The 18423-nt window shown below is 58.6% G+C and carries 20 protein-coding genes; 14 read left to right on the top strand and 6 right to left on the bottom strand.

What is annotated here, in order from left to right; translation table 11 throughout:
- The first annotated feature begins 38 nt into the window (after positions 1-38).
- The 5 genes from lepB to recO all read left to right on the top strand — a co-directional run bounded on the left by lepB (position 39) and on the right by recO (position 3813).
- A complete protein-coding gene (gene lepB, locus K3727_20010) occupies positions 39-875 on the top strand; it encodes a signal peptidase I (GenBank protein ID UWQ90999.1) in 837 nt (278 codons plus the stop codon).
- A complete protein-coding gene (gene rnc, locus K3727_20005; protein UWQ90998.1) occupies positions 872-1558 on the top strand; it encodes a ribonuclease III in 687 nt (228 codons plus the stop codon). Before lepB ends, rnc begins: the two co-directional genes overlap by 4 nt.
- A complete protein-coding gene (era, locus tag K3727_20000; protein ID UWQ90997.1) occupies positions 1555-2463 on the top strand; it encodes a GTPase Era in 909 nt (302 codons plus the stop codon). Before rnc ends, era begins: the two co-directional genes overlap by 4 nt.
- On the top strand, positions 2460-2789 hold the full coding sequence (locus K3727_19995; GenBank protein ID UWQ90996.1) for a DUF1491 family protein: 330 nt from the start codon (positions 2460-2462) through the stop codon (positions 2787-2789). The genes era and K3727_19995 overlap by 4 nt, the downstream gene beginning before the upstream one ends.
- 298 nt (positions 2790-3087) lie before the next feature.
- The gene (gene recO, locus K3727_19990; protein ID UWQ90995.1) at positions 3088-3813 is read left to right on the top strand and encodes a DNA repair protein RecO; all 726 of its coding nucleotides are present in this window, start codon (positions 3088-3090) and stop codon (positions 3811-3813) included.
- On the opposite strand, the gene K3727_19985 is transcribed toward recO, so the two are convergent.
- The 3 genes from K3727_19985 to K3727_19975 all read right to left on the bottom strand — a co-directional run bounded on the left by K3727_19985 (position 3797) and on the right by K3727_19975 (position 6068).
- Positions 3797-4186, bottom strand: a complete 390-nt coding sequence (locus tag K3727_19985) for an META domain-containing protein (protein ID UWQ90994.1) — start codon at positions 4184-4186, stop codon at positions 3797-3799. The two genes, recO and K3727_19985, sit on opposite strands and share 17 nt — an antisense overlap.
- Before the next feature lie 73 nt (positions 4187-4259).
- Positions 4260-5288, bottom strand: coding sequence for an aldehyde reductase (locus tag K3727_19980; GenBank protein UWQ90993.1), 1029 nt, complete (start codon positions 5286-5288; stop codon positions 4260-4262).
- 66 nt (positions 5289-5354) lie between these two features.
- Positions 5355-6068 carry an SGNH/GDSL hydrolase family protein gene (locus K3727_19975; GenBank protein UWQ90992.1) on the bottom strand — a complete coding sequence of 238 codons (714 nt, stop codon included), beginning with the start codon at positions 6066-6068 and terminating at the stop codon, positions 5355-5357.
- 183 nt (positions 6069-6251) lie between these two features.
- Here K3727_19975 and K3727_19970 point away from each other — a divergent pair, with 183 nt between their 5' ends.
- Positions 6252-7172: a DMT family transporter gene (locus K3727_19970; GenBank protein ID UWQ90991.1), complete on the top strand. Its 921-nt coding sequence runs from the start codon at positions 6252-6254 to the stop codon at positions 7170-7172.
- 76 nt (positions 7173-7248) lie between these two features.
- On the opposite strand, the gene K3727_19965 is transcribed toward K3727_19970, so the two are convergent.
- Positions 7249-8949, bottom strand: a complete 1701-nt coding sequence (locus K3727_19965; protein UWQ90990.1) for an acyl-CoA/acyl-ACP dehydrogenase — start codon at positions 8947-8949, stop codon at positions 7249-7251.
- Positions 8950-9095: 146 nt separating this feature from the next.
- On the opposite strand from K3727_19965, the gene K3727_19960 reads away from it, so the two are divergent.
- Complete coding sequence (locus K3727_19960) at positions 9096-9863, top strand: sulfite exporter TauE/SafE family protein (GenBank protein ID UWQ90989.1); 768 nt, start codon at positions 9096-9098, stop codon at positions 9861-9863.
- Between the two features lie 103 nt (positions 9864-9966).
- Here the strand turns inward: K3727_19960 and K3727_19955 are convergent, their stop codons facing one another.
- Complete coding sequence (locus tag K3727_19955; protein ID UWQ90988.1) at positions 9967-11565, bottom strand: phosphoenolpyruvate carboxykinase; 1599 nt, start codon at positions 11563-11565, stop codon at positions 9967-9969.
- A 339-nt stretch (positions 11566-11904) separates the two neighbouring features.
- Here K3727_19955 and K3727_19950 point away from each other — a divergent pair, with 339 nt between their 5' ends.
- Genes K3727_19950 through K3727_19920 form a run of 7 tightly spaced genes read left to right on the top strand, consistent with a single transcriptional unit; the run spans position 11905 to position 17301 of the window.
- Entirely contained in the window at positions 11905-12606 is a 702-nt protein-coding gene (locus K3727_19950; protein ID UWQ90987.1) for a response regulator transcription factor, read from the top strand.
- A gap of 45 nt (positions 12607-12651) precedes the next feature.
- Positions 12652-14361: a sensor histidine kinase gene (locus K3727_19945; GenBank protein UWQ90986.1), complete on the top strand. Its 1710-nt coding sequence runs from the start codon at positions 12652-12654 to the stop codon at positions 14359-14361.
- Positions 14362-14364: 3 nt separating this feature from the next.
- Complete coding sequence (locus tag K3727_19940) at positions 14365-14814, top strand: HPr kinase/phosphatase C-terminal domain-containing protein (protein ID UWQ90985.1); 450 nt, start codon at positions 14365-14367, stop codon at positions 14812-14814.
- A 7-nt stretch (positions 14815-14821) separates the two neighbouring features.
- Positions 14822-15688: an RNase adapter RapZ gene (rapZ, locus tag K3727_19935; protein ID UWQ90984.1), complete on the top strand. Its 867-nt coding sequence runs from the start codon at positions 14822-14824 to the stop codon at positions 15686-15688.
- A 16-nt stretch (positions 15689-15704) separates the two neighbouring features.
- Positions 15705-16097, top strand: coding sequence for a PTS fructose transporter subunit IIA (locus tag K3727_19930; protein ID UWQ90983.1), 393 nt, complete (start codon positions 15705-15707; stop codon positions 16095-16097).
- A gap of 15 nt (positions 16098-16112) precedes the next feature.
- A complete protein-coding gene (locus K3727_19925; protein ID UWQ90982.1) occupies positions 16113-16382 on the top strand; it encodes an HPr family phosphocarrier protein in 270 nt (89 codons plus the stop codon).
- Positions 16383-16413: 31 nt separating this feature from the next.
- Positions 16414-17301, top strand: coding sequence for a lysophospholipid acyltransferase family protein (locus K3727_19920; GenBank protein ID UWQ90981.1), 888 nt, complete (start codon positions 16414-16416; stop codon positions 17299-17301).
- A 102-nt stretch (positions 17302-17403) separates the two neighbouring features.
- Here K3727_19920 and K3727_19915 read toward each other — a convergent pair whose 3' ends face one another.
- Entirely contained in the window at positions 17404-18279 is an 876-nt protein-coding gene (locus K3727_19915; GenBank protein ID UWQ90980.1) for a 3-hydroxybutyryl-CoA dehydrogenase, read from the bottom strand.
- Between the last annotated feature and the right edge of the window lie 144 nt (positions 18280-18423).

Raw genomic sequence — 18423 nt, 5'->3', positions numbered from 1 at the left:
GTAGCCCCAATAGTCCCCAACCCCACTCGGAGAGCTTTATGGCCACCAAAGCCAAGTCCGGAAATGCCATTGTCGAGACCATCAAGACCATTGTCTATGCGCTTTTGATCGCCGGTGTCTTTCGCACCCTGTTCTTTCAACCGTTCTGGATCCCGTCAGGGTCGATGAAAGAAACCCTGTTGATCGGGGATTTCCTGTTCGTGAACAAGATGGCCTATGGGTATTCCTATGCGTCCTGCCCGACGGTTTCGATTCCGGTGGTGGGGTTGAACGTGGATGCCGAAGACGTCTGTGGATTTCTGGACGGGGACAACACCCGCCTGTTTGGTGGCGATCCTGAACGCGGCGATGTCGTGGTGTTCCGCCACCCTGTTTCGGGGCGCGATTATATCAAACGTCTGGTTGGCCTGCCGGGTGACAGGGTCCAGGTCAAGGACGGAATCCTGTATCTGAACGGCAAGATTGTGCCACAGACGCCGGCCGGAAACTTTGACGAAGTCATGGGGCGTCAGGGCCCCCAGGGGTTGACCCCGCGCTGCGGCAACGGACCTGTGGGCGAAGGTGGAACCTGTACTAAGACCCGTGCCGTTGAAACCTTTGACAATGGCAACGAACATGTCGTTCTGAATATTGGCAGCCAGGCGTCGGATCACACGCCGGTGTATCTGGTGCCCGAAGGGCATTATTTCTTTATGGGCGACAACCGGGACAATTCGGCAGATAGCCGTTTGCCGCAGGCGGCAGGCGGGGTGGGGTTCGTGCCCTATGAAAACCTGATCGGGCGCGCGGATCGCATCATGTTCTCGTCAGCGGGCAGATCCATGTTGTATTTCTGGACCTGGCGCAGCGATCGATTCTTCAAGGGGGTCAATTGAAACTCTCGGCCGACATAAAGGCACTGGAAGACCGGATCGGGCATGAATTTGCCCGCCCCGAGCTGTTGATTCGTGCGTTGACACATGCGTCGATTTCCTCGTCCACCCGCCCCGACAATCAGCGGCTGGAGTTTCTGGGGGATCGGGTTCTGGGGCTGGTGATGGCCACCGCGCTGCTGGAACATGACAAATTGGCGTCCGAGGGGCAGCTGGCCCCGCGGTTCAATGCGCTGGTGCGCAAGGAAGCCTGCGCCGATGTGGCCCGTGAGATTGATCTGGGATCGGTGTTGAAACTGGGTCGGTCTGAAATGATGTCGGGCGGGCGGCGCAAGCTGGCGCTGTTGGGTGACGCAATGGAGGCGGTGATCGCGGCCGTGTACCGCGACGCCGGGTTCGAGGCCGCACAGGCGATGATCCTGCGTTTGTGGGGCAGCCGGATCGGCACCGTCGAAGAAGACGCACGCGACCCCAAAACTGCCTTGCAGGAATTTGTGCAGGCGAAACGTCAAAAACCCCCGGCCTATGTGCTGGTGTCGCGCGATGGACCGGACCACCAGCCCATGTTCACCATCGCTGTGCGACTGGAAAGCGGAGCCGAAGCCCGGGCCACCGCCGGATCGAAACGTCAGGCGGAACAGGCGGCGGCAAAGACGCTGCTGGAAACTCTGGAGAATTCAAAATGACCACCCGCGCCGGATTTGTCGCCCTGATCGGAGAGCCCAACGCGGGCAAATCCACCCTGACCAACCGTATGGTCGGGGCCAAGGTGTCGATCGTCACCCACAAGGTTCAAACCACCCGCGCCCGGATTCGGGGTGTCGCCATCGAGGGCGAGTCACAATTGGTATTTGTGGACACTCCCGGTCTGTTCCAACCGCGCCGCCGTCTGGACCGTGCCATGGTGGCTGCGGCCTGGGGCGGGGCTGCGGATGCGGATGTTGTGGTGTTGCTGGTCGAAGCCCATCGGGGCGTGACCGAAGGTGTTGAGCGAATCCTCGAAGGGTTGCAGGGCATTGGCAAGGGGCGCACCGTGGCGCTGGCGATCAACAAAATCGACCGGGTGGCGTCGGAAAAGCTGTTGGGGTTGACCAAGGATCTGAACGATCGGTTTGATTTCGCGGAAACGTTCATGATCTCTGCCGAAAAAGGGCATGGGGTTGATCACCTGCGCACCTGGCTGGCCGGCAAGCTCCCCGAAGGGCCGTGGCTGTACCCGGAAGATCAGATTGCCGATTTGCCGATGCGCATGATTGCTGCTGAAATGACCCGGGAAAAGCTGACCCTGCGCTTGCATCAGGAGTTGCCGTATCAATTGACCGTGGAAACCGAAAGCTGGCAGGAACGCAAGGACGGGTCCGCCCGCATTGATCAGGTCATCTATGTGATGCGCGACGGGCACAAGGGGATCGTTCTGGGCAACAAGGGCGAAACCATCAAATCGGTCTCCCAGGCGGCCCGGATGGAGCTGGAAGAGTTTCTGGGCCGCAGGGTACATCTGTTCCTGCAGGTCAAGGTGCGCCCCAACTGGCTCGAAGAATCCGAACGCTATTCGGAAATGGGTCTGGATTTCAAAGACGGCAATACATGACCGGGCTGGTCGCATCCTTTTGGGTTCAGGCCTATCTGACCCGGTTGCGGCTGTCCGACATTCCCGCTTTTGTGGTGTCGCACGGCGATGATGATGCCGGTGCGGTTCTGGTCAAGGTCAATACATTGGACGGTCAGGCCCAGGCGCTGCACCGATCCTATGATTTGATGAGCGGCGATCGAAAATGGGTCGAGCTGATCACTGGAGCCGAACCCGACGTGGACGCAGCCATCCAGCGTCAGAAGGGGTTCGACCCGGACCTGTGGGTGATCGAGCTGGAAGACCGTCAGGGACGCCACCTGCTGGGTGAGGCTGGGCTGGAATAGAGTGGGCTGGAAAGCGCGGGTTAGGTGTGCCTGCCATGCGTTCTGAGCGCAATACAGCGTCCCCGGGCCGACACACCACGCCCCGACACACTACATCCCGACACACGACCAACCAACACATTGCCGCCCGACACATTACCCCGGCCAAAGATCTCCGCCCAAGTGCGCTGACCGGGCTGGCCAGGTGCGGGTGCCCCCCAGATCTGTTGTGGCAGAACCGCGCTGCTGGCGGCAGGGTTGCAGTTCGTCTGGGGATGCGATCTGGTATCGGGGCGACAGGCAAGGCGAGGAACAGGGTATGGAATGGCGCGATCAGGGAATCCTGCTGTCCATGCGCCGTCATGGCGAAACGTCAGCGATCATTGATGTCTTTACGGCGGAACACGGGCGGCACGCCGGGGTTGTCCGGGGTGGCACCAGCCGCAAGCTGGCCCCGATTCTGCAACCCGGAGCCCAGCTGGACGTAACGTGGCGGGCCCGGCTGGAGGACCATCTGGGCAGCTATCACCCCGAACCACTGCGCAGTCGCGCGGCGGCGGCGTTGTCGGGGCGGTTTGCCTTGGCCGGGCTGAATACGGTCACTGCGCTGTTGGGCTTTTGCCTGCCAGAGCGGGAGGCCCACCCGGCGTTGTATCGCCATTCCGAGCAGCTTTTGGACCTCTTGGGGCAAGACGACATCTGGGGATTGGCCTATTTGCGGTGGGAAATGGCCCTGTTGAACGAAATGGGGTTCGGGTTGGACCTGTCGACCTGTGCCGTAACCGGAGCGCGGGACGGGCTGATCTATGTGTCCCCCAAATCCGGGCGGGCGGTGTCGCGCGATGGTGCGGGCGATTGGGCACACAGGCTGTTGCCGTTGCCGCCCATCTTGCGGGGCGAGGGCGACGCATCAGACGATGAAATCGTTATGGCCCTGCGCACGACGGGGTTCTTTCTCGAATCCAGGCTGGCCCCGTCGTTGGGCAATCGCGCCTTGCCAGAGGCGCGCGGTCGCTTTGTCGATGCGTTTATTCGTCGGCTTTGAACAGCATCTCGCGGCCATCTTCGGCGCGCAGAACCAGGGTGTTGCCGGAGACTTCGGATTCGGTCATCGCATCCAGCGTGGAGAGGAACAAGTCTTCTGCATCCAGGTCGGGGCAGGCCATTCTGGTGGCAATCACCGGCCCCGTGTCGAACCACGGATAGGGGGCCTCCATGGTGGCCGAATACCGGTTGCAGGGCGCCTGACCTGCGATCTGCCCGCGGTCAGGGAATGTCAGCGTGGCGCGGCTTGCAAACGCCTGTCCGTCGATTTCGACCAGGGTCCACACCCGATCCCCGCCTCCATAGCCGGATACGGTTTCATCGCTTTGACACGCGCCGGGTATCAGAAAGGCCAAGATCATCATGAAGCGCATAGATGGAAACTCCGGTTTGTTGACGGGCGGTTTGGCGCTGATGTGTCCCTGTATGGCGCACGAGGTGCCGGGGTCAGACCAACCGATTGTCGATTAGATATTGTCCGGCTTCGCGAATACCAGTGCGGACGTCGCGGAAGTCGATCCCGAGCAGATCGCGGGCCTTGCTGTTGGACACTTGTGGTGACGTCCCGAGAATCGGAAGGATGGACCGGATTTCGGCGTCAAACAGGCTGAGAAAGCGAACGATGAGATTGGGCGCGACGCGTGTCACGATCCGGCGGTCGGGAAATGCGCCTTTCAGGGTCAGGGCCATGTCCGCATACCACAGCGAGCGGTCCACCCCGAGGATGCGCTGCCCCGCGCTGTCGGGGCGTTCCATGGCCCGAATATGCATCAGGGCAATGTCGCGCACATCGACACAGGGCATCCCGAAACGTGCCAGCATCGGATCCTTGCTGGTGATCAGCCGGACAATCACGTCAATCGACGATCCATAGTTGTTGTCCAATGGTGGCCCCATGACAAAGGTCGGGTTGATCATGGTGATCTGCATGTCGGGGGCGTCTTTGGCCTGCCAGTCCCAGACTGCGCGTTCGGCCAATGTCTTGGATTTCACATAGGGCGTGACCGACGGGTAATCCAAATCGCTCCAGTCCTCTTCATCGTATGTCGTCTTGCCCTGTGGCAGGTCGCCGTTCATCACCGCGACAGAGGACGACGTCATGATCACCCGGTTGATCCCGGCGGCCTTGGCGGCGTTGACCGCGCGCAAGGCCCCGTCAACTGCCGGGCGGATCAATTCGTTCTCGTCCTTGGGCTGGGCGATGGGAAAGGGCGATGCTGTGTGCATCAGCACGTCCACCCCGGCCATCGCGGTGTCCCATCCCGAATCGGACATCAGGTCCAATTGCACAACCCTGAGCCGGGACAATGCATTCGGATCGGTCAAATGGGGGGCCAATGCGGTGTGCAGCTCGGCTTCGCGTGCCATGTTTCGCAGCGATCCGACAACGTGGTAACCAGCATTCAACAGCTGCAATACAAGGTGTTTGGCAATATATCCTGTCGCGCCAGTGACCAGAACAGTTGTTTCAGGCATGTTGTATCCCCCCAAGTTGCTAAGGCATCAGGATCGGGGAATTTCAGATTAATACAAGCGGGATGATCATTCGGTGCTGTTGGGACCGGCCGGAGCAGGGGCGTTGCTGATGATCGCGGCCACCCGGTTGCCGATTTCGTCGCTGGCCTTGAGCGACGGGTGGATCATGTCGATGCCATGAAAGGACCTGTCACCATGCGGTACCAGATCCGCGAGCGACAGGAAATGCACCCCCGGATCCAAGTCGGCCAGCTTGTCGATGCGACGTTCGAGTTCTTCACCCTCGTCGCGGCAATGTTCGATCGGAGATCCCAGACCCGGGCTGCGCAGATAGCCGACATAGATGACCTGTGCGCCGGTTTGGCGCAGTTTGTACAGAAATCCGGGAATCGTGCCCCGGCGCCCATCTTCGGAAATGAGTTTGTTCATCTTGCCCTTGCAGACAAAACACCCGCACCCCAACCACAGATCATTGCCACCGCCGTTGACGATTACCCAATCCCAGTCGCCTGTGCGGAACTGTTTGGGGATGCTCATTCCGGCAGCACCCGACACCGGCAGATTATAGATCATGCGGGCCCCGATGACCGACCGGTCCACCACTTCTTCGTTCAGTTGCTGTTCCACAACATTGGAAATGGCGCGTCCCGTCATGCTGTGAGTCGCCATCAGCGAATCCCCGACAGCCAGAATACGGGCCTCGCGGGACTCACTCGGTGTTTCACCGCAACCGGACAAAAACAGAAAAGGAGCTAAAAACAGACCAAGGCGGGAAAGCATGATGTGGGTTTAATCCGTGTGCTGGGTGTTTGGGGCTATGCGATTCATTTATCATTTAATGTAAACCAAGGGCGGAATTATGGCGACCGAGCTCGGGATCCGTGTATTCCGCAGGATCCGGGTCGTTTTTGATCAGACCGTGCGGCATTTGGAACGGGACGCCCAATCTCAGGATGTATTCCAATGCCCCGCGCCTCAGCCACTTCCATGAACTTCAGGACCACCGGCCTGCTGTTGCTGTTAGCCGTTGTTTGGGGCGGCTCGTTTTTCTTTGCCGAGATTGCGCTGCGTGAGTTACCGCCGCTGACCATCACGCTGCACCGGGTTCTGTGGGCGGTTCCGCTATTGGTGGTGATCGTTTGGGTCAAGGGGATCCGTTGGCCACGGTCGGCGCGTGTCTGGGGCGCTTATCTGGTGATGGGGGCGTTGAACAACGCCATCCCGTTTTCATTGATCTTCTGGGGGCAGACGCAGATAGAAAGCGGTTTGGCATCGATCCTGAATGGCACCACCGCCATGTTTGGCGCGGTTGTGGCAGGGGTGTTGCTGGTTGATGAACCGCTGACCGCCCGAAAGCTCATCGGGGCAGGGTTGGGGCTGGCAGGGGTTGCCTTTATCATGGGGCCATCGGCGCTGAGCGATTTCAACCCGGGCAATCTGGCGCAGCTGGCCATTTTGGGGGCGGCGCTATCCTATGCATTTGCCAGTGTCTGGGGCAAGGTGGCCCTGTCCGGGCAACCGCCCCTGATGAATGCCCTGGGGATGCTGATTGGTAGTACAGTGTTGATGATCCCGATTGTGTTTGTCATCGACGGGCCGCCGGTTCTTGGGTTGTCAGCCAGTGTCTGGGGGGCATTGCTAGGGGTCGCGGCGCTGTCGACTGCGCTGGCTTATGTGCTGTATTTTGCGATCCTGGCACGAGCCGGGGCCGCGAACCTGATGTTGGTGACGCTGTTGATTCCGCCGTTTGCCATCGGGTTGGGCGTATTGTTTCTGGGCGAGCGAATGGGGCCCGAGGCGTGGATCGGGTTCGCTATTATCGCTGTCGGCTTTGCCGTCACCGATGGTCGGCTGTTTGCGTTGCGGCGTCGGATCCGCAATTAGGCGACGCCGGAAAAAAGAAGGCCCGGCACAAATGGCCGGGCCCAAGGTTCGGGGAAATCCCCGGGGAGTGTTCGAGTTATCCCAGAAGGCGGCGGGCGATGACCTGCGCCTGAATTTCAGCCGCACCTTCAAAGATGTTCAGGATCCGTGCGTCGCACAACACGCGGGAAATCTTGTATTCAAGGGCAAAACCGTTGCCGCCGTGGATTTGCAGACCATTGTCGGCCGCCGCCCAGGCGACGCGGGCCCCCAGCAGTTTTGCCATGCCCGCCTCGAGGTCACAGCGATGGCCGTGGTCCTTTTCCCAAGCCGAGAAATAGGTCAGCTGACGGGCGATCATGATTTCGACGGCCATCATCGCCAGCTTGCTGGAGACGCGAGGGAAGTCGATCAGCGATTTGCCGAACTGTTTGCGGTCCTGGGCGTATTGCATCCCGATATCCAGCGCACATTGCGCCACGCCGATGGCGCGGGCGGCGGTCTGGATGCGGGCGGATTCAAAGGTCTCCATCAGCTGTTTAAAGCCTTTGCCCTCTTCGCCGCCCAGCAGGTTTTCGCCTTTGACTTCGAACCCGTCAAAACCCAGTTCATATTCCTTCATGCCGCGATAGCCCAGCACTTCGATCTCGCCGCCGGTCATGCCGGGCGTGGGAAAGGGGGCGTCATCCGTGCCGGGGGTCTTTTCGGCCAGGAACATCGACAGGCCCCGATGATCGGTGGAGTCGGGGTTGGTGCGGGCCAGCAGGGTCATGACATGGGTGCGCGCGGCGTGGGTGATCCAGGTTTTGTTGCCTGTCACCTTGTAGTTTCCGTCGTCGTCTTTGACCGCGCGGGTGCGCAAGCTGCCCAGATCGGACCCGGTGTTGGGTTCGGTAAAGACGGCGGTGGGCAGGATTTCGGCGCTGGCCAGTTTCGGCAGCCAATTGGCCTTTTGTTCGTCGGTGCCGCCGCACAGGATCAGCTCGGCCGCGATTTCAGAGCGGGTGCCAAGGCTGCCAACGCCGATATAACCGCGCGACAGTTCCTCGGACACGACAACCATCGACGCCTTGGACAGGCCAAAGCCGCCGAATTCTTCGGGAATGGTCAGACCAAAGACACCCATTTCGGCCAGTTCCTCGATGATTTCCATCGGGATCAATTCGTCCTTGAGGTGCCAGTCATGCGCGTTGGGTTCCACGCGTTCGACGGCAAAGCGGCGGAACTGTTCGCGGATCATTTCCAGCTCTTCGTCCAGGCCGCTGGCCCCGACGGTGATATTGGCGGATTGCTCCTGCATCAATTCGACCAGACGGGTGCGGGCGTCCTGGGTGTTGGCGGATGCCATCAGGGTCTGTACTTCGGCGCACTGGAAGCCCGAAAGCGCGTCCCAGCCGAGACCCAGTTCCTGCAGGCGCACGACTTCGCCCTGGTTCATCGGGATGCCGCCGGCCAGCTGGTGCAGGTATTCGCCGAATGCAATCTGGTGGATCAGCTGTTCGATCTCGCCGAATTTTCCGTCCGCTTGCAGGCGCTCGGCCCAGGCCTGCATCTGTTTCAGCGACTGTTCATAGGTTGCCAGCCACGACAGACCGTGCGCAGCCGATTGGTGGCGTTCCATCAGCTTGCCCGATACGCGGCCATCCTGGCTGACCAGCGCCCGGACCGCTTCGCGGCCCTGTTCGAACAATTGCGTGACCGGTGGCAGGGCTGCTGCCGTCAGGGTCAGAAGATCGGGGAGAAGGGGCGCGTTTGCAGTATCGGCGGTCATATGCAGGTCCTGTCCGTCGTGAGCCATGAATCACATCCTATTTCGAGTTGCTTGGTCGTAATCACTTTGCAGGTGCAGCGCAACAAAAATACGTTGCACTGCGGCATTTGTTGCAAAAGTTGCGTGGATATTTTTGCGCGTGCAGAAAAATCAGATAGTGCTAAGACAACCAAATGGAAGCGATTTTATCTCTGATGACCCCGGCCGAGTTTGTTTTCGCCGCGATGGTTGCCCTGATGGGGGGCATGATCAAAGGTATGGTCGGATTTGGGATGCCGATGATCATGATCACGGGGCTCAGCACATTTCTGTTACCCGAACTGGCGTTGGCTGGACTGATTTTGCCAACGGTCGCCAGCAACGCCATGCAGGCCCTGCGACAGGGGCCACGACAGGCCTGGGCTTCGGTGTATCGGTTCCGGGTTTTTCTGATGGTCGGATTTGTCTTTTTGATGGCGAGCGCGCAACTGGTCCCGCAACTGGAGCCACAGACGTTTCTGTTGGTTCTGGGGGTTCCCATTTGTGTCTTTGCCGGGATTCAGTTGCTGGGCGTGCGGTTCCAGATGCACCAACAGACCCGGTCGGCGGACTCTCTGTTTGGCCTGATGGCCGGGCTGGTTGGCGGGATGTCCGGCGTATGGGGGCCGCCGACGGTCTTGTATCTGACCGCGCTGAATACGCCCAAGACTGAACAGGTTCGGGTGCAAGGGGTCATCTATGGGTTGGGCGCGTTGGCGTTGGTCGGTGCGCATTTGGGGTCTGGCGTTTTGCGGCTGCAGACCCTGCCGTTGTCGATCGGTCTGATCGCGCCCGCTGTTGTGGGCATGTGGTTGGGCACCAAGGTGCACGACCGGATTGATCAGGCAACGTTTCGCAAAGCGACATTGATCATCCTGACAGTCGCAGGTTTGAACCTTGTGCGCCGGGGGCTCATGGGCTGAGCGGTAGTGCGCGCGGGCCGGGTTGAAAAGGCATGAAAACAAATGCGCCCGACAGATCCGGGGATCCGTCGGGCGCATGTTTTACGACAGTCAGACTGTGGTATCAGCCAATGGCTGCGGCTTTTACATCGTCGTCGATGTAGGGCAGATATTGCTGGAAGTTTTCCGAAAACATCTGAACCAGCTTTTCCGCCTGCCTGTCATAGGCGGCCTGATCATCCCAGGTCCGGCGCGGATCCAGCAGCACTTCGGGCACACCAGCCATAGAAACCGGAACGTCAAAGCCAAAGTTGCTGTCCTTGCGGAATTCGGCCTCGACCAGTGATCCGTCCAGCGCGGCGGTCAGCAGGGCGCGGGTTGCCTTGATCGGCATCCGCGACCCGATGCCATAGGCCCCACCGGTCCAGCCGGTGTTGACCAGCCAGCAGGTTGCGCCGTGCTGGGCGATCTTTTCACGCAGCAGGTTGCCGTAGGCTTCGGGACGACGCGGCATGAAGGGCGCGCCAAAACAGGTCGAGAACGTCGGTTCCGGCTCGGTCACGCCGCGTTCGGTTCCAGCCACTTTCGAAGTGAAGCCCGACAGGAAGTGGTACATCGCCTGTGCCGGTGTCAGCCGCGCGATCGGAGGCAGAACACCAAAGGCGTCACAGGTCAGCATGATGATGTTCTTGGGGTGACCACCCATGGCGCTGCTGGACGCATTGGAGATGTATTCGAGCGGATAGGCACAGCGCATGTTGGCGGTCAGGCTGTCATCGTCGAAATCCAGTTCCTTGGTTTCCGGGTCGAAGACCATGTTTTCGATGACGGTGCCGAATTTCGAGGTGGTCGCGTAGATTTCCGGCTCGGCCTCGGCATTCAGGTTGATGGTCTTGGCGTAGCAGCCGCCTTCAAAGTTGAAGGTACCACGGTCCGACCAGCCATGTTCGTCATCCCCGATCAGGGTGCGCGCAGGGTCTGCGGACAGGGTCGTCTTGCCGGTGCCGGACAGGCCAAAGAACACAGCCGCGTCAACCGGGTTGCCGGTGGCGTGGTTGGCAGAGCAATGCATCGGCATGATGCCTTTTTCGGGCAGCAGATAGTTCAGCAGGGTAAAGACGGATTTTTTGTTCTCGCCGGCATATTCTGTGCCACCGATCAGGATCATCTTCTTGTCAAAGTTCATCGCAATGACAGTTTCGGACCGGCAGTCGTGTTTGGCGGGGTCCGCCTGAAAGCTGGGGCAGTTGATGACGGTGAAGTCGGACACAAAATCGTTCAGGTCTTCGCGGTCGGGGCGGCGCAGCATGGTGCGGATGAACAGACCGTGCCATGCCAGCTCGGTCACCATGCGAACATTGATGGCATGGGCCGGGTCGGCACCGCCAACCAGATCCTGGACGAAATAGTCCTTGCCCTTCATGTGTTCGAGCATGTCAGCATGCAGGGCATCAAAGCCTTCGGGCGACATCGCGGCGTTGTTTTCCCACCAGATGGTGTCAATCACGCTGTCGGTTTTGACGACATGTTTGTCCTTGGGCGACCGGCCTGTGAATTTGCCGGTGGTGACCAGGAAGGCCCCGCCGTTGCCCAATGTGCCTTCGTCGCGCTTCAGCGCTTCTTGGATCAGCGCTGGCTCCATGTAGTTGTAATAGACATTTCCCAGTCCCTCGATGCCCTGATCCTCGAGGCGGAATTGCGGGTTAACCCGTCCAGATGTCATGCGTTTTTTCTCCTGTGTCGGCGCGCGGGCCAAATTCCTGTTGGCAGCGCCGTGGGGCAATAAGATCGAAAATCCTTCGATGGGCGCGGTCTTAACATGACGTTTCGGGGCATGAACAGGACGGTTTGGCGCAGTTAGCGCCATCAAGGCAAGGTTTAGCGCAACCAAGGTTTTTGGGGTCGGTAACTGGGCAAAGATTCAGCGAATGATAATGTATTTTTGCCGAAATGGTTCCGAATAGCGCAGGTGATTCGCAGATTGGGATTGATTCGCGGGGCCGGAAAGGCGATTAATGTAACAAAAAAGAAAGCAGTTTTGAGCAGTATAGGGGCACATCAGATGTCAAAGATTGCATTGGTTGATGATGACAGGAACATCCTGACATCCGTTTCGATGACCCTTGAGGCCGAAGGCTTTGAGGTTGAGACCTACAATGACGGCCAGGCGGCGCTCGATGCGTTCAACAAGAAATTGCCGGATATGGCGGTGTTGGATATCAAGATGCCACGCATGGATGGTATGGATCTGTTGCAGCGTCTGCGCCAGAAAACCCAGATGCCGGTTATTTTCCTGACGTCCAAGGATGATGAAATCGACGAAGTCCTGGGCCTGCGCATGGGCGCAGATGACTATGTAAAGAAACCCTTTTCCCAGCGTCTGTTGGTCGAGCGGATCAGGGCGCTGTTGCGCCGCCAGGACGCCTTTATCGGTGACGCCGCAGGGTCGAGCCCCGAGGCGAAGGTCATGGAACGGGGCGAATTGCGGATGGATCCGCTGCGCCATTCGGTCAGCTGGAAGGGCAACGATGTGTCCCTGACAGTGACCGAGTTCCTGCTGTTGCAGGCGTTGGCCCAACGGCCGGGGTTCGTAAAGTCACGCGATCAGCTGATGGATGTGGCCTATGACGATCAGGTTTATGTGGACGACCGAACCATCGACAGCCACATCAAACGTTTGCGCAAGAAAATGCGAACCGCGGACCCTGATTTTTCGGCGATCGAGACGCTGTACGGGATCGGATACCGGTACAACGAAGAATAGGCGACCGGTCTGAACCAGGATCGGCAACAGGAGCGAACAACGGTTTTGCGCGATACAACCACATCTCAAACTCATCGCAACGGCGATGTTGTGCTGGGCGACGATTGGATCGCGCCAGACAATACTGTCGCCGAAGAGATGCGGGCCAAACGGGCGCGTCGAGGTTTCCTGCCGTTGCGCGGGTCTCCGTTGACGCGCAAGATCGTTACCTTCAACCTGATTGCGCTGATCATTCTGGTCTCTGGGATCCTGTATCTCAACTCTACCCGTGACAGCCTGGTTGTTCAGCGCGCGCGGACCCTGGTCGGAGAGGCCCATCTGGTATCGGATGTCTTTGAGGCCCAGCTGCCCGCGAGCAGCCCGGTCAACCTGACAACGGGTGACGGCATTGATGTGCCCGGCACGCTGAAGGCGCTGACGCTGCAACGCGGTGAAGAGGTGCTGATTTTTGACACCAGCGACACGATTGTCGGTCGCATTCAGGGCGTGGGGCAGCAAGAGATTATCCCGGGTGCTCAGTCGGAAACCGAAGGGCGGACGGTGTTGACGGACGGGTTGTCCTGGGTCTGGTCGCTCGTGTCCGGGCTTGTGTCTTCGAACCAGACAACTGCGGCACCAGATCTTGTCTCTCAATTCAAGGCGTTGGCACCGCTGGCCCTCCAAGGGCAAACCCAGGCCAAAACCCTGATTGGCCCCGATGGGGGGCGGGTATTTTCTGTCGCGACACCCATTCTGCACAATGGGGTGGCGGTCGGCGTCGTCGTCCTGACCAGCCCTTCGGGTGAAGTGGACGCGTTGGTCCGCGGCGAGCGGGAGCGTGTACTGCAAATGTTCGTTGTTGCGCTGTTGGTCTCTGTCGGGTTGAGTCTGGTTTTGGCGTCCACGATTGCCAATCCGTTGGCTGATCTTGCAGAAGCTGCCGAACTGGGCCGTGAACGCAACAGCCGCAATGCGGACAAGGGGCGGATCCGAATTCCTGATCTCAGCGCCCGCCCGGACGAAATCGGTCGGCTCAGCCGGGCTTTGCGTGGTATGGTCAAGGCGCTCTACAATCGGATTGACGGCAACGAACAATTCGCAGCCGATGTGGCACATGAAATCAAAAACCCTCTGGCCAGCCTGCAGTCGGCCGTGGGAACTTTGCGGATGGTCAAACGCGATGACCAGCGGGAAAAACTGATGGAAGTCATCGAACATGACGTTCGTCGGCTGGATCGGCTGGTCAGTGATATTTCGAATGCGTCGCGGTTGGATGCTGAGTTGGTCAAGGAAGAGCAGGTTGATTTCGACCTGCTGCAAATGCTGGGCAACCTGAACCAGTTCCTGGGCGAAGATGCGCGATCCAAACAAATAGACTATATCACCGACATGCCCGCCGACCCGATCATCGTTCATGGGCTCGAGGCGCGGTTGGCGCAGGTGTTTGTCAACCTGATCACGAATGCGATTTCGTTCTGCGAAGAAGGCGATGCCATTCGGGTTTGGGCCAGACGACGGAAAAACCGGGTTCTGATCGTGGTTGAAGACACCGGACCCGGGATACCGGACCAGGCGCTGACCAAGATCTTCAAGCGCTTTTATTCCCAGCGGCCCGACGAACATTTTGGAAACAATTCGGGTCTGGGGCTGGCGATTTCGAAACAGATCATCGAATCTCATGGCGGTGTCATCTGGGCCGAAAACATCCGCCCGACCGAGGCAGATATCACGTCGGACCCCTTGGGTGCCCGTTTCGTCGTGGGTCTGCCACTTTGATCCATGTCCGGCTCTGATCCCACCAGCGACTCCAACACACTGATCCTGCATGCGGCCTGTGTTTCGGTCGATGACAGGGGGGTGCTGATCCTGGGGAAATCAGGAAGCGGAAAATCCGGGCTCGCGTTGCAATTGATGGGGTTGGGCGCGACGTTGGTTGCGGATGACCGGGTGGAGCTCAAGCGGCAGGGGGCCGATCTCGTGGCGCGCGTGCCAGCGGCAATCGCAGGTCTGATCGAAATGCGCGGCCTTGGAGTGTTACGGGCGGATCACCGGGACACTGCGGTGATCCATACAGTTGTGGATCTGGATCAGATCGAAGAGAACCGCCTGCCGGACCATCATATGATTGAACTGCTTGGGCTTCAGCTTACATTGTTGAAAAGAGTGAACAGTCCGGTTTTTGCGGCGTCGCTGCTGCACTATCTGAAATGCGGGCGTCACACACCATGAGGCCAAGATGAACACTGCTCCCAAACGATTGGTTTTGGTGACCGGGCCGTCAGGCGCGGGCCGTTCCACTGCGATCAATGTGCTCGAAGACCTGGGGTTCGAAACCATTGATAATCTGCCGTTGCGGCTGTTGCCGCGTGTTTTGCAGGGGTCAGAATGGGACCACCCACTGGCGTTGGGTATGGATATCCGCAATCGCGATTTTTCGACCACTGCGCTTTTGGATCTGATCGAAGAACTGGCTGGACGATCGGATATCGAGGTGAACATCCTGTATCTGGACGCAGCTCCGGACGTTCTGTTGCGCCGCTATTCGGAAACCCGGCGCACGCATCCGATGGCACCGGCTGAATCACCAGCAATCGGGATCGAACGGGAATTGGACCTGATGGCCCCGATCCGCGACCAGGCGGACACGCTTGTTGAGACGTCGGACCTGAATGTGCATCAGTTGCGGGACGAGATATTTCGATTTTTTGCGCCCGAGACTGGCAAGATTCTGGCCGTGTCGCTGCAATCATTTTCCTACAAACGGGGATTGCCGCGCGGCGTGGACATGGTGTTTGACTGCCGGTTTTTATCCAACCCGTATTGGGTGTCGCAACTGCGGCAAAAGGACGGTCGCGATATCGCCGTGGCGACGCATGTGCAGGCAGATCCGCTGTTCAAACCATTTTTTGACAGAGTGGTGGATTTGGCCCGGCTATTGCTGCCAGCATACAAGGCAGAGGGGAAATCCTATCTTTCGATCGCCTTTGGATGTACCGGGGGGCAACATAGATCTGTTGTTATTGCAGAAAGCCTGGCCAAGGCCCTTGCAGAAGATGGCCAGCAAGTGTCAATTAGGCATCGCGAGCTGAAAGACAGGCGATAGACTTAGCGAGGCCGATTTGATCGGAATAGTGATCGTGGCACATGGGGGACTGGCCAGAGAATATCTGGCGGCGGTCGAACATGTGGTGGGTGCCCAGATGGGGCTAAAGGCGATTACCATTCTGCCAGATGATGATCGTGACGACAAACAGCAGGAAATTTGCGCTGCTGCCGACGCCGTCGATGCCGGTGACGGTGTGGTTGTTGTGACGGATCTATTTGGAGGATCTCCGTCAAACCTGAGCCTCAAGGCCTGCACCCCCCAGAACAGACGCATCCTGTATGGTGCCAATCTGCCGATGCTGATCAAGCTAGCGAAAACCCGCCATCTGCCCGTTGGCGATGCGGTTCGGGGCGCGATGGAAGCCGGTAAAAAATATATTAACACCCGCAATGTCAGCCCTGAATAGGGCACTGGGAGCCATATGACACAACGAACATTGAAAATCGTGAACGAAAAGGGACTGCACGCCCGGGCTTCGGCCAAGTTGGTCGAAGTGGTCGAAGGGTTTGACGCCACGGCAGAAGTCGGCCGCGACGGGTTGTCCGCGTCAGGCGACAGTATTATGGGACTTTTGATGTTGGCAGCCTCCAAGGGAACGACTATTGACGTCGAGACGTCTGGACCGGATGCTGATGCATTGGCAGATGCGCTCGAAGCATTGGTGGCTGACAAGTTTGGCGAAGGGTTCTGACCCGGCCAGAAATGAGAACAGGACTGGGATAGTGGCTGATACCGCACATGAAAATAGGGCTGACCTGAGGCCGGATGCGGAACAGCAGTCGGGCGAAATCTATGATCGCCGGACTCTGACTTATGCCAATTCCTTTGACAATCCATGGACATCCTTTGCGATCCGGGCCATCGAGTGGTTTACGGGCAAGATTTCGATCCTGCGGATGGTCAAGAAATTTGAACGTACGAATGCCGTTTACCGGGGACAGAAGTTTTGGCGAGGTGCCCTGAATGTCATGGGTATCGAGCTCCTGACGCCAATCGAACAGATTCGCAATATTCCGGCAGACGGGCCGGTGGTCGTGGTGGCCAACCATCCTCACGGGATGGTTGATGGCATGATTCTTGCCGAGCTGATCGGCCAGAGGCGTGAAGATTACCGGATTCTGACCCGATCCGTTTTGACCGGGCTGGACGAAGCTGCGACATCCTTCATGATTCCGGTTCCGTTTCCACATGACCCCGAAGCCCAACGCAAGATGGTGGAAATGCGGGCCAACGCGATGACACACCTGAAAGAAGGCGGTGTTGTTGCGCTGTTCCCGTCGGGTGTGGTGATGAGTTCGGACAGTTGGTTTGGTCCTGCGATCGAACAGGAATGGAATGTCTTTACAGCGCAGATGATCCGCCGGTCGGGTGCGCGCGTGGTGCCGATTTTCTTTCCGGGCTCCAATTCGCGCTGGTATCTGATTGCAAACCGGGTGTCCGCTATTCTGCGTCAGGGATTGTTGCTGCATGAAATCGTGCGCTCGTGCAATCGCCCGCAAAAGCCGGTCATTGGCAAGCCTTTGACAGACGAAGAAATGCAGCCCCTGCAAAAAGACCCGCGCGGGTTCATGGCGTGGTTGCGCGATCACACCATGCGGCTTGGCAACTGATCCACACACTGCTGAGCGATCGTTTGGCGGTGTCTGGGCTGCGGCCACTCCAAAGCCCCAAGGGGGACAATCCGCCTTGGGGCTTTGTCGCTGTGGTACAGGTTATCGCGTAGGTACGGGCGTCTCACCCCGATAATCATAAAAGCCACGTTTGGTCTTGCGACCCAGCCATCCAGCTTCGACATATTTGGTCAGCAGCGGGCAAGGGCGGTATTTGGTGTCGGCCAACCCGTCATGCAGGACATTCATGATGGCCAGGCAGGTGTCCAGCCCGATGAAATCCGCCAGTTCCAGCGGACCCATGGGATGGTTCGCGCCCAGTTTCATCGACTCGTCGATTGAACGGACATTCCCCACGCCTTCGTACAATGTGTACACCGCTTCGTTGATCATCGGCATCAGGATCCGATTGACGATAAAGGCGGGAAAATCTTCGGCGCTGGCAGCGGTTTTCCCCAACCGATCCACAACCGTCTTGCAGGCATTGAAGGTGGGTTCATCGGTGGCGATGCCGCGGATCAGTTCCACCAGTTGCATGACCGGAACGGGGTTCATGAAATGGAAACCCATAAACCGTTCCGGGCGGTCAGTCCGACTCGCCAGACGGGTAATCGAAATCGACGATGTATTCGAGGTCAGGATCGTATGCGGTTGAAGGTGGGGGAGCAGATCTTCGAAGATCGCCTGTTTGACAGTTTCCCGCTCTGTTGCGGCTTCGATCACCAGATCTGTGGCCCCAACATCGGGCAGGTTCAATGTGGTCGAGATCCGCCCCATGGCTGCCTTGACGTCTGCATCGGAAATTTTGCCGCGGCTGGCCTGACGGTCCATGTTTTTCTGGATGGCGACCAGAGCGGCGTCCAGGGCCTGCTGGCTGACATCGGTCATGACCACATCGTAGTCCGCCAATGCCATGACGTGGGCGATCCCGTTGCCCATTTGCCCCGCGCCAATAATCCCGATCTTCTGAATTTCCATGGCCTGACTGCCCCTCGGTTTGCTTTGGTCCGACCTTATCGGCTGTCAGGGTTCAAGGACAAGTGGACGTTATGTCCACCCCGCTGTGATCGCCCTAGTTTTGCTAAAATTAACGAATTAGCAATTTGGCAACGGCTGCCCATC

The organism is Rhodobacteraceae bacterium M382 (assembly GCA_025141015.1).
Classification (GTDB): Bacteria; Pseudomonadota; Alphaproteobacteria; order Rhodobacterales; family Rhodobacteraceae; genus Aliisedimentitalea; species Aliisedimentitalea scapharcae.
This window is presented reverse-complemented; position numbering and strand designations above follow the sequence as displayed.

Coding starts and splice junctions, on each gene's coding strand:
- lepB (UWQ90999.1), top strand. CDS start 39: ATGGCCACCAAAGCCAAGTCCGGAAATGCCATTGTCGAGACCATCAAG.
- era (UWQ90997.1), top strand. CDS start 1,555: ATGACCACCCGCGCCGGATTTGTCGCCCTGATCGGAGAGCCCAACGCG.
- K3727_19995 (UWQ90996.1), top strand. CDS start 2,460: ATGACCGGGCTGGTCGCATCCTTTTGGGTTCAGGCCTATCTGACCCGG.
- recO (UWQ90995.1), top strand. CDS start 3,088: ATGGAATGGCGCGATCAGGGAATCCTGCTGTCCATGCGCCGTCATGGC.
- K3727_19985 (UWQ90994.1), bottom strand. CDS start 4,186: ATGCGCTTCATGATGATCTTGGCCTTTCTGATACCCGGCGCGTGTCAA.
- K3727_19980 (UWQ90993.1), bottom strand. CDS start 5,288: ATGCCTGAAACAACTGTTCTGGTCACTGGCGCGACAGGATATATTGCC.
- K3727_19975 (UWQ90992.1), bottom strand. CDS start 6,068: ATGCTTTCCCGCCTTGGTCTGTTTTTAGCTCCTTTTCTGTTTTTGTCC.
- K3727_19970 (UWQ90991.1), top strand. CDS start 6,252: ATGCCCCGCGCCTCAGCCACTTCCATGAACTTCAGGACCACCGGCCTG.
- K3727_19965 (UWQ90990.1), bottom strand. CDS start 8,949: ATGGCTCACGACGGACAGGACCTGCATATGACCGCCGATACTGCAAAC.
- K3727_19960 (UWQ90989.1), top strand. CDS start 9,096: ATGGAAGCGATTTTATCTCTGATGACCCCGGCCGAGTTTGTTTTCGCC.
- K3727_19955 (UWQ90988.1), bottom strand. CDS start 11,565: ATGACATCTGGACGGGTTAACCCGCAATTCCGCCTCGAGGATCAGGGC.
- K3727_19950 (UWQ90987.1), top strand. CDS start 11,905: ATGTCAAAGATTGCATTGGTTGATGATGACAGGAACATCCTGACATCC.
- K3727_19940 (UWQ90985.1), top strand. CDS start 14,365: ATGTCCGGCTCTGATCCCACCAGCGACTCCAACACACTGATCCTGCAT.
- rapZ (UWQ90984.1), top strand. CDS start 14,822: ATGAACACTGCTCCCAAACGATTGGTTTTGGTGACCGGGCCGTCAGGC.
- K3727_19925 (UWQ90982.1), top strand. CDS start 16,113: ATGACACAACGAACATTGAAAATCGTGAACGAAAAGGGACTGCACGCC.
- K3727_19915 (UWQ90980.1), bottom strand. CDS start 18,279: ATGGAAATTCAGAAGATCGGGATTATTGGCGCGGGGCAAATGGGCAAC.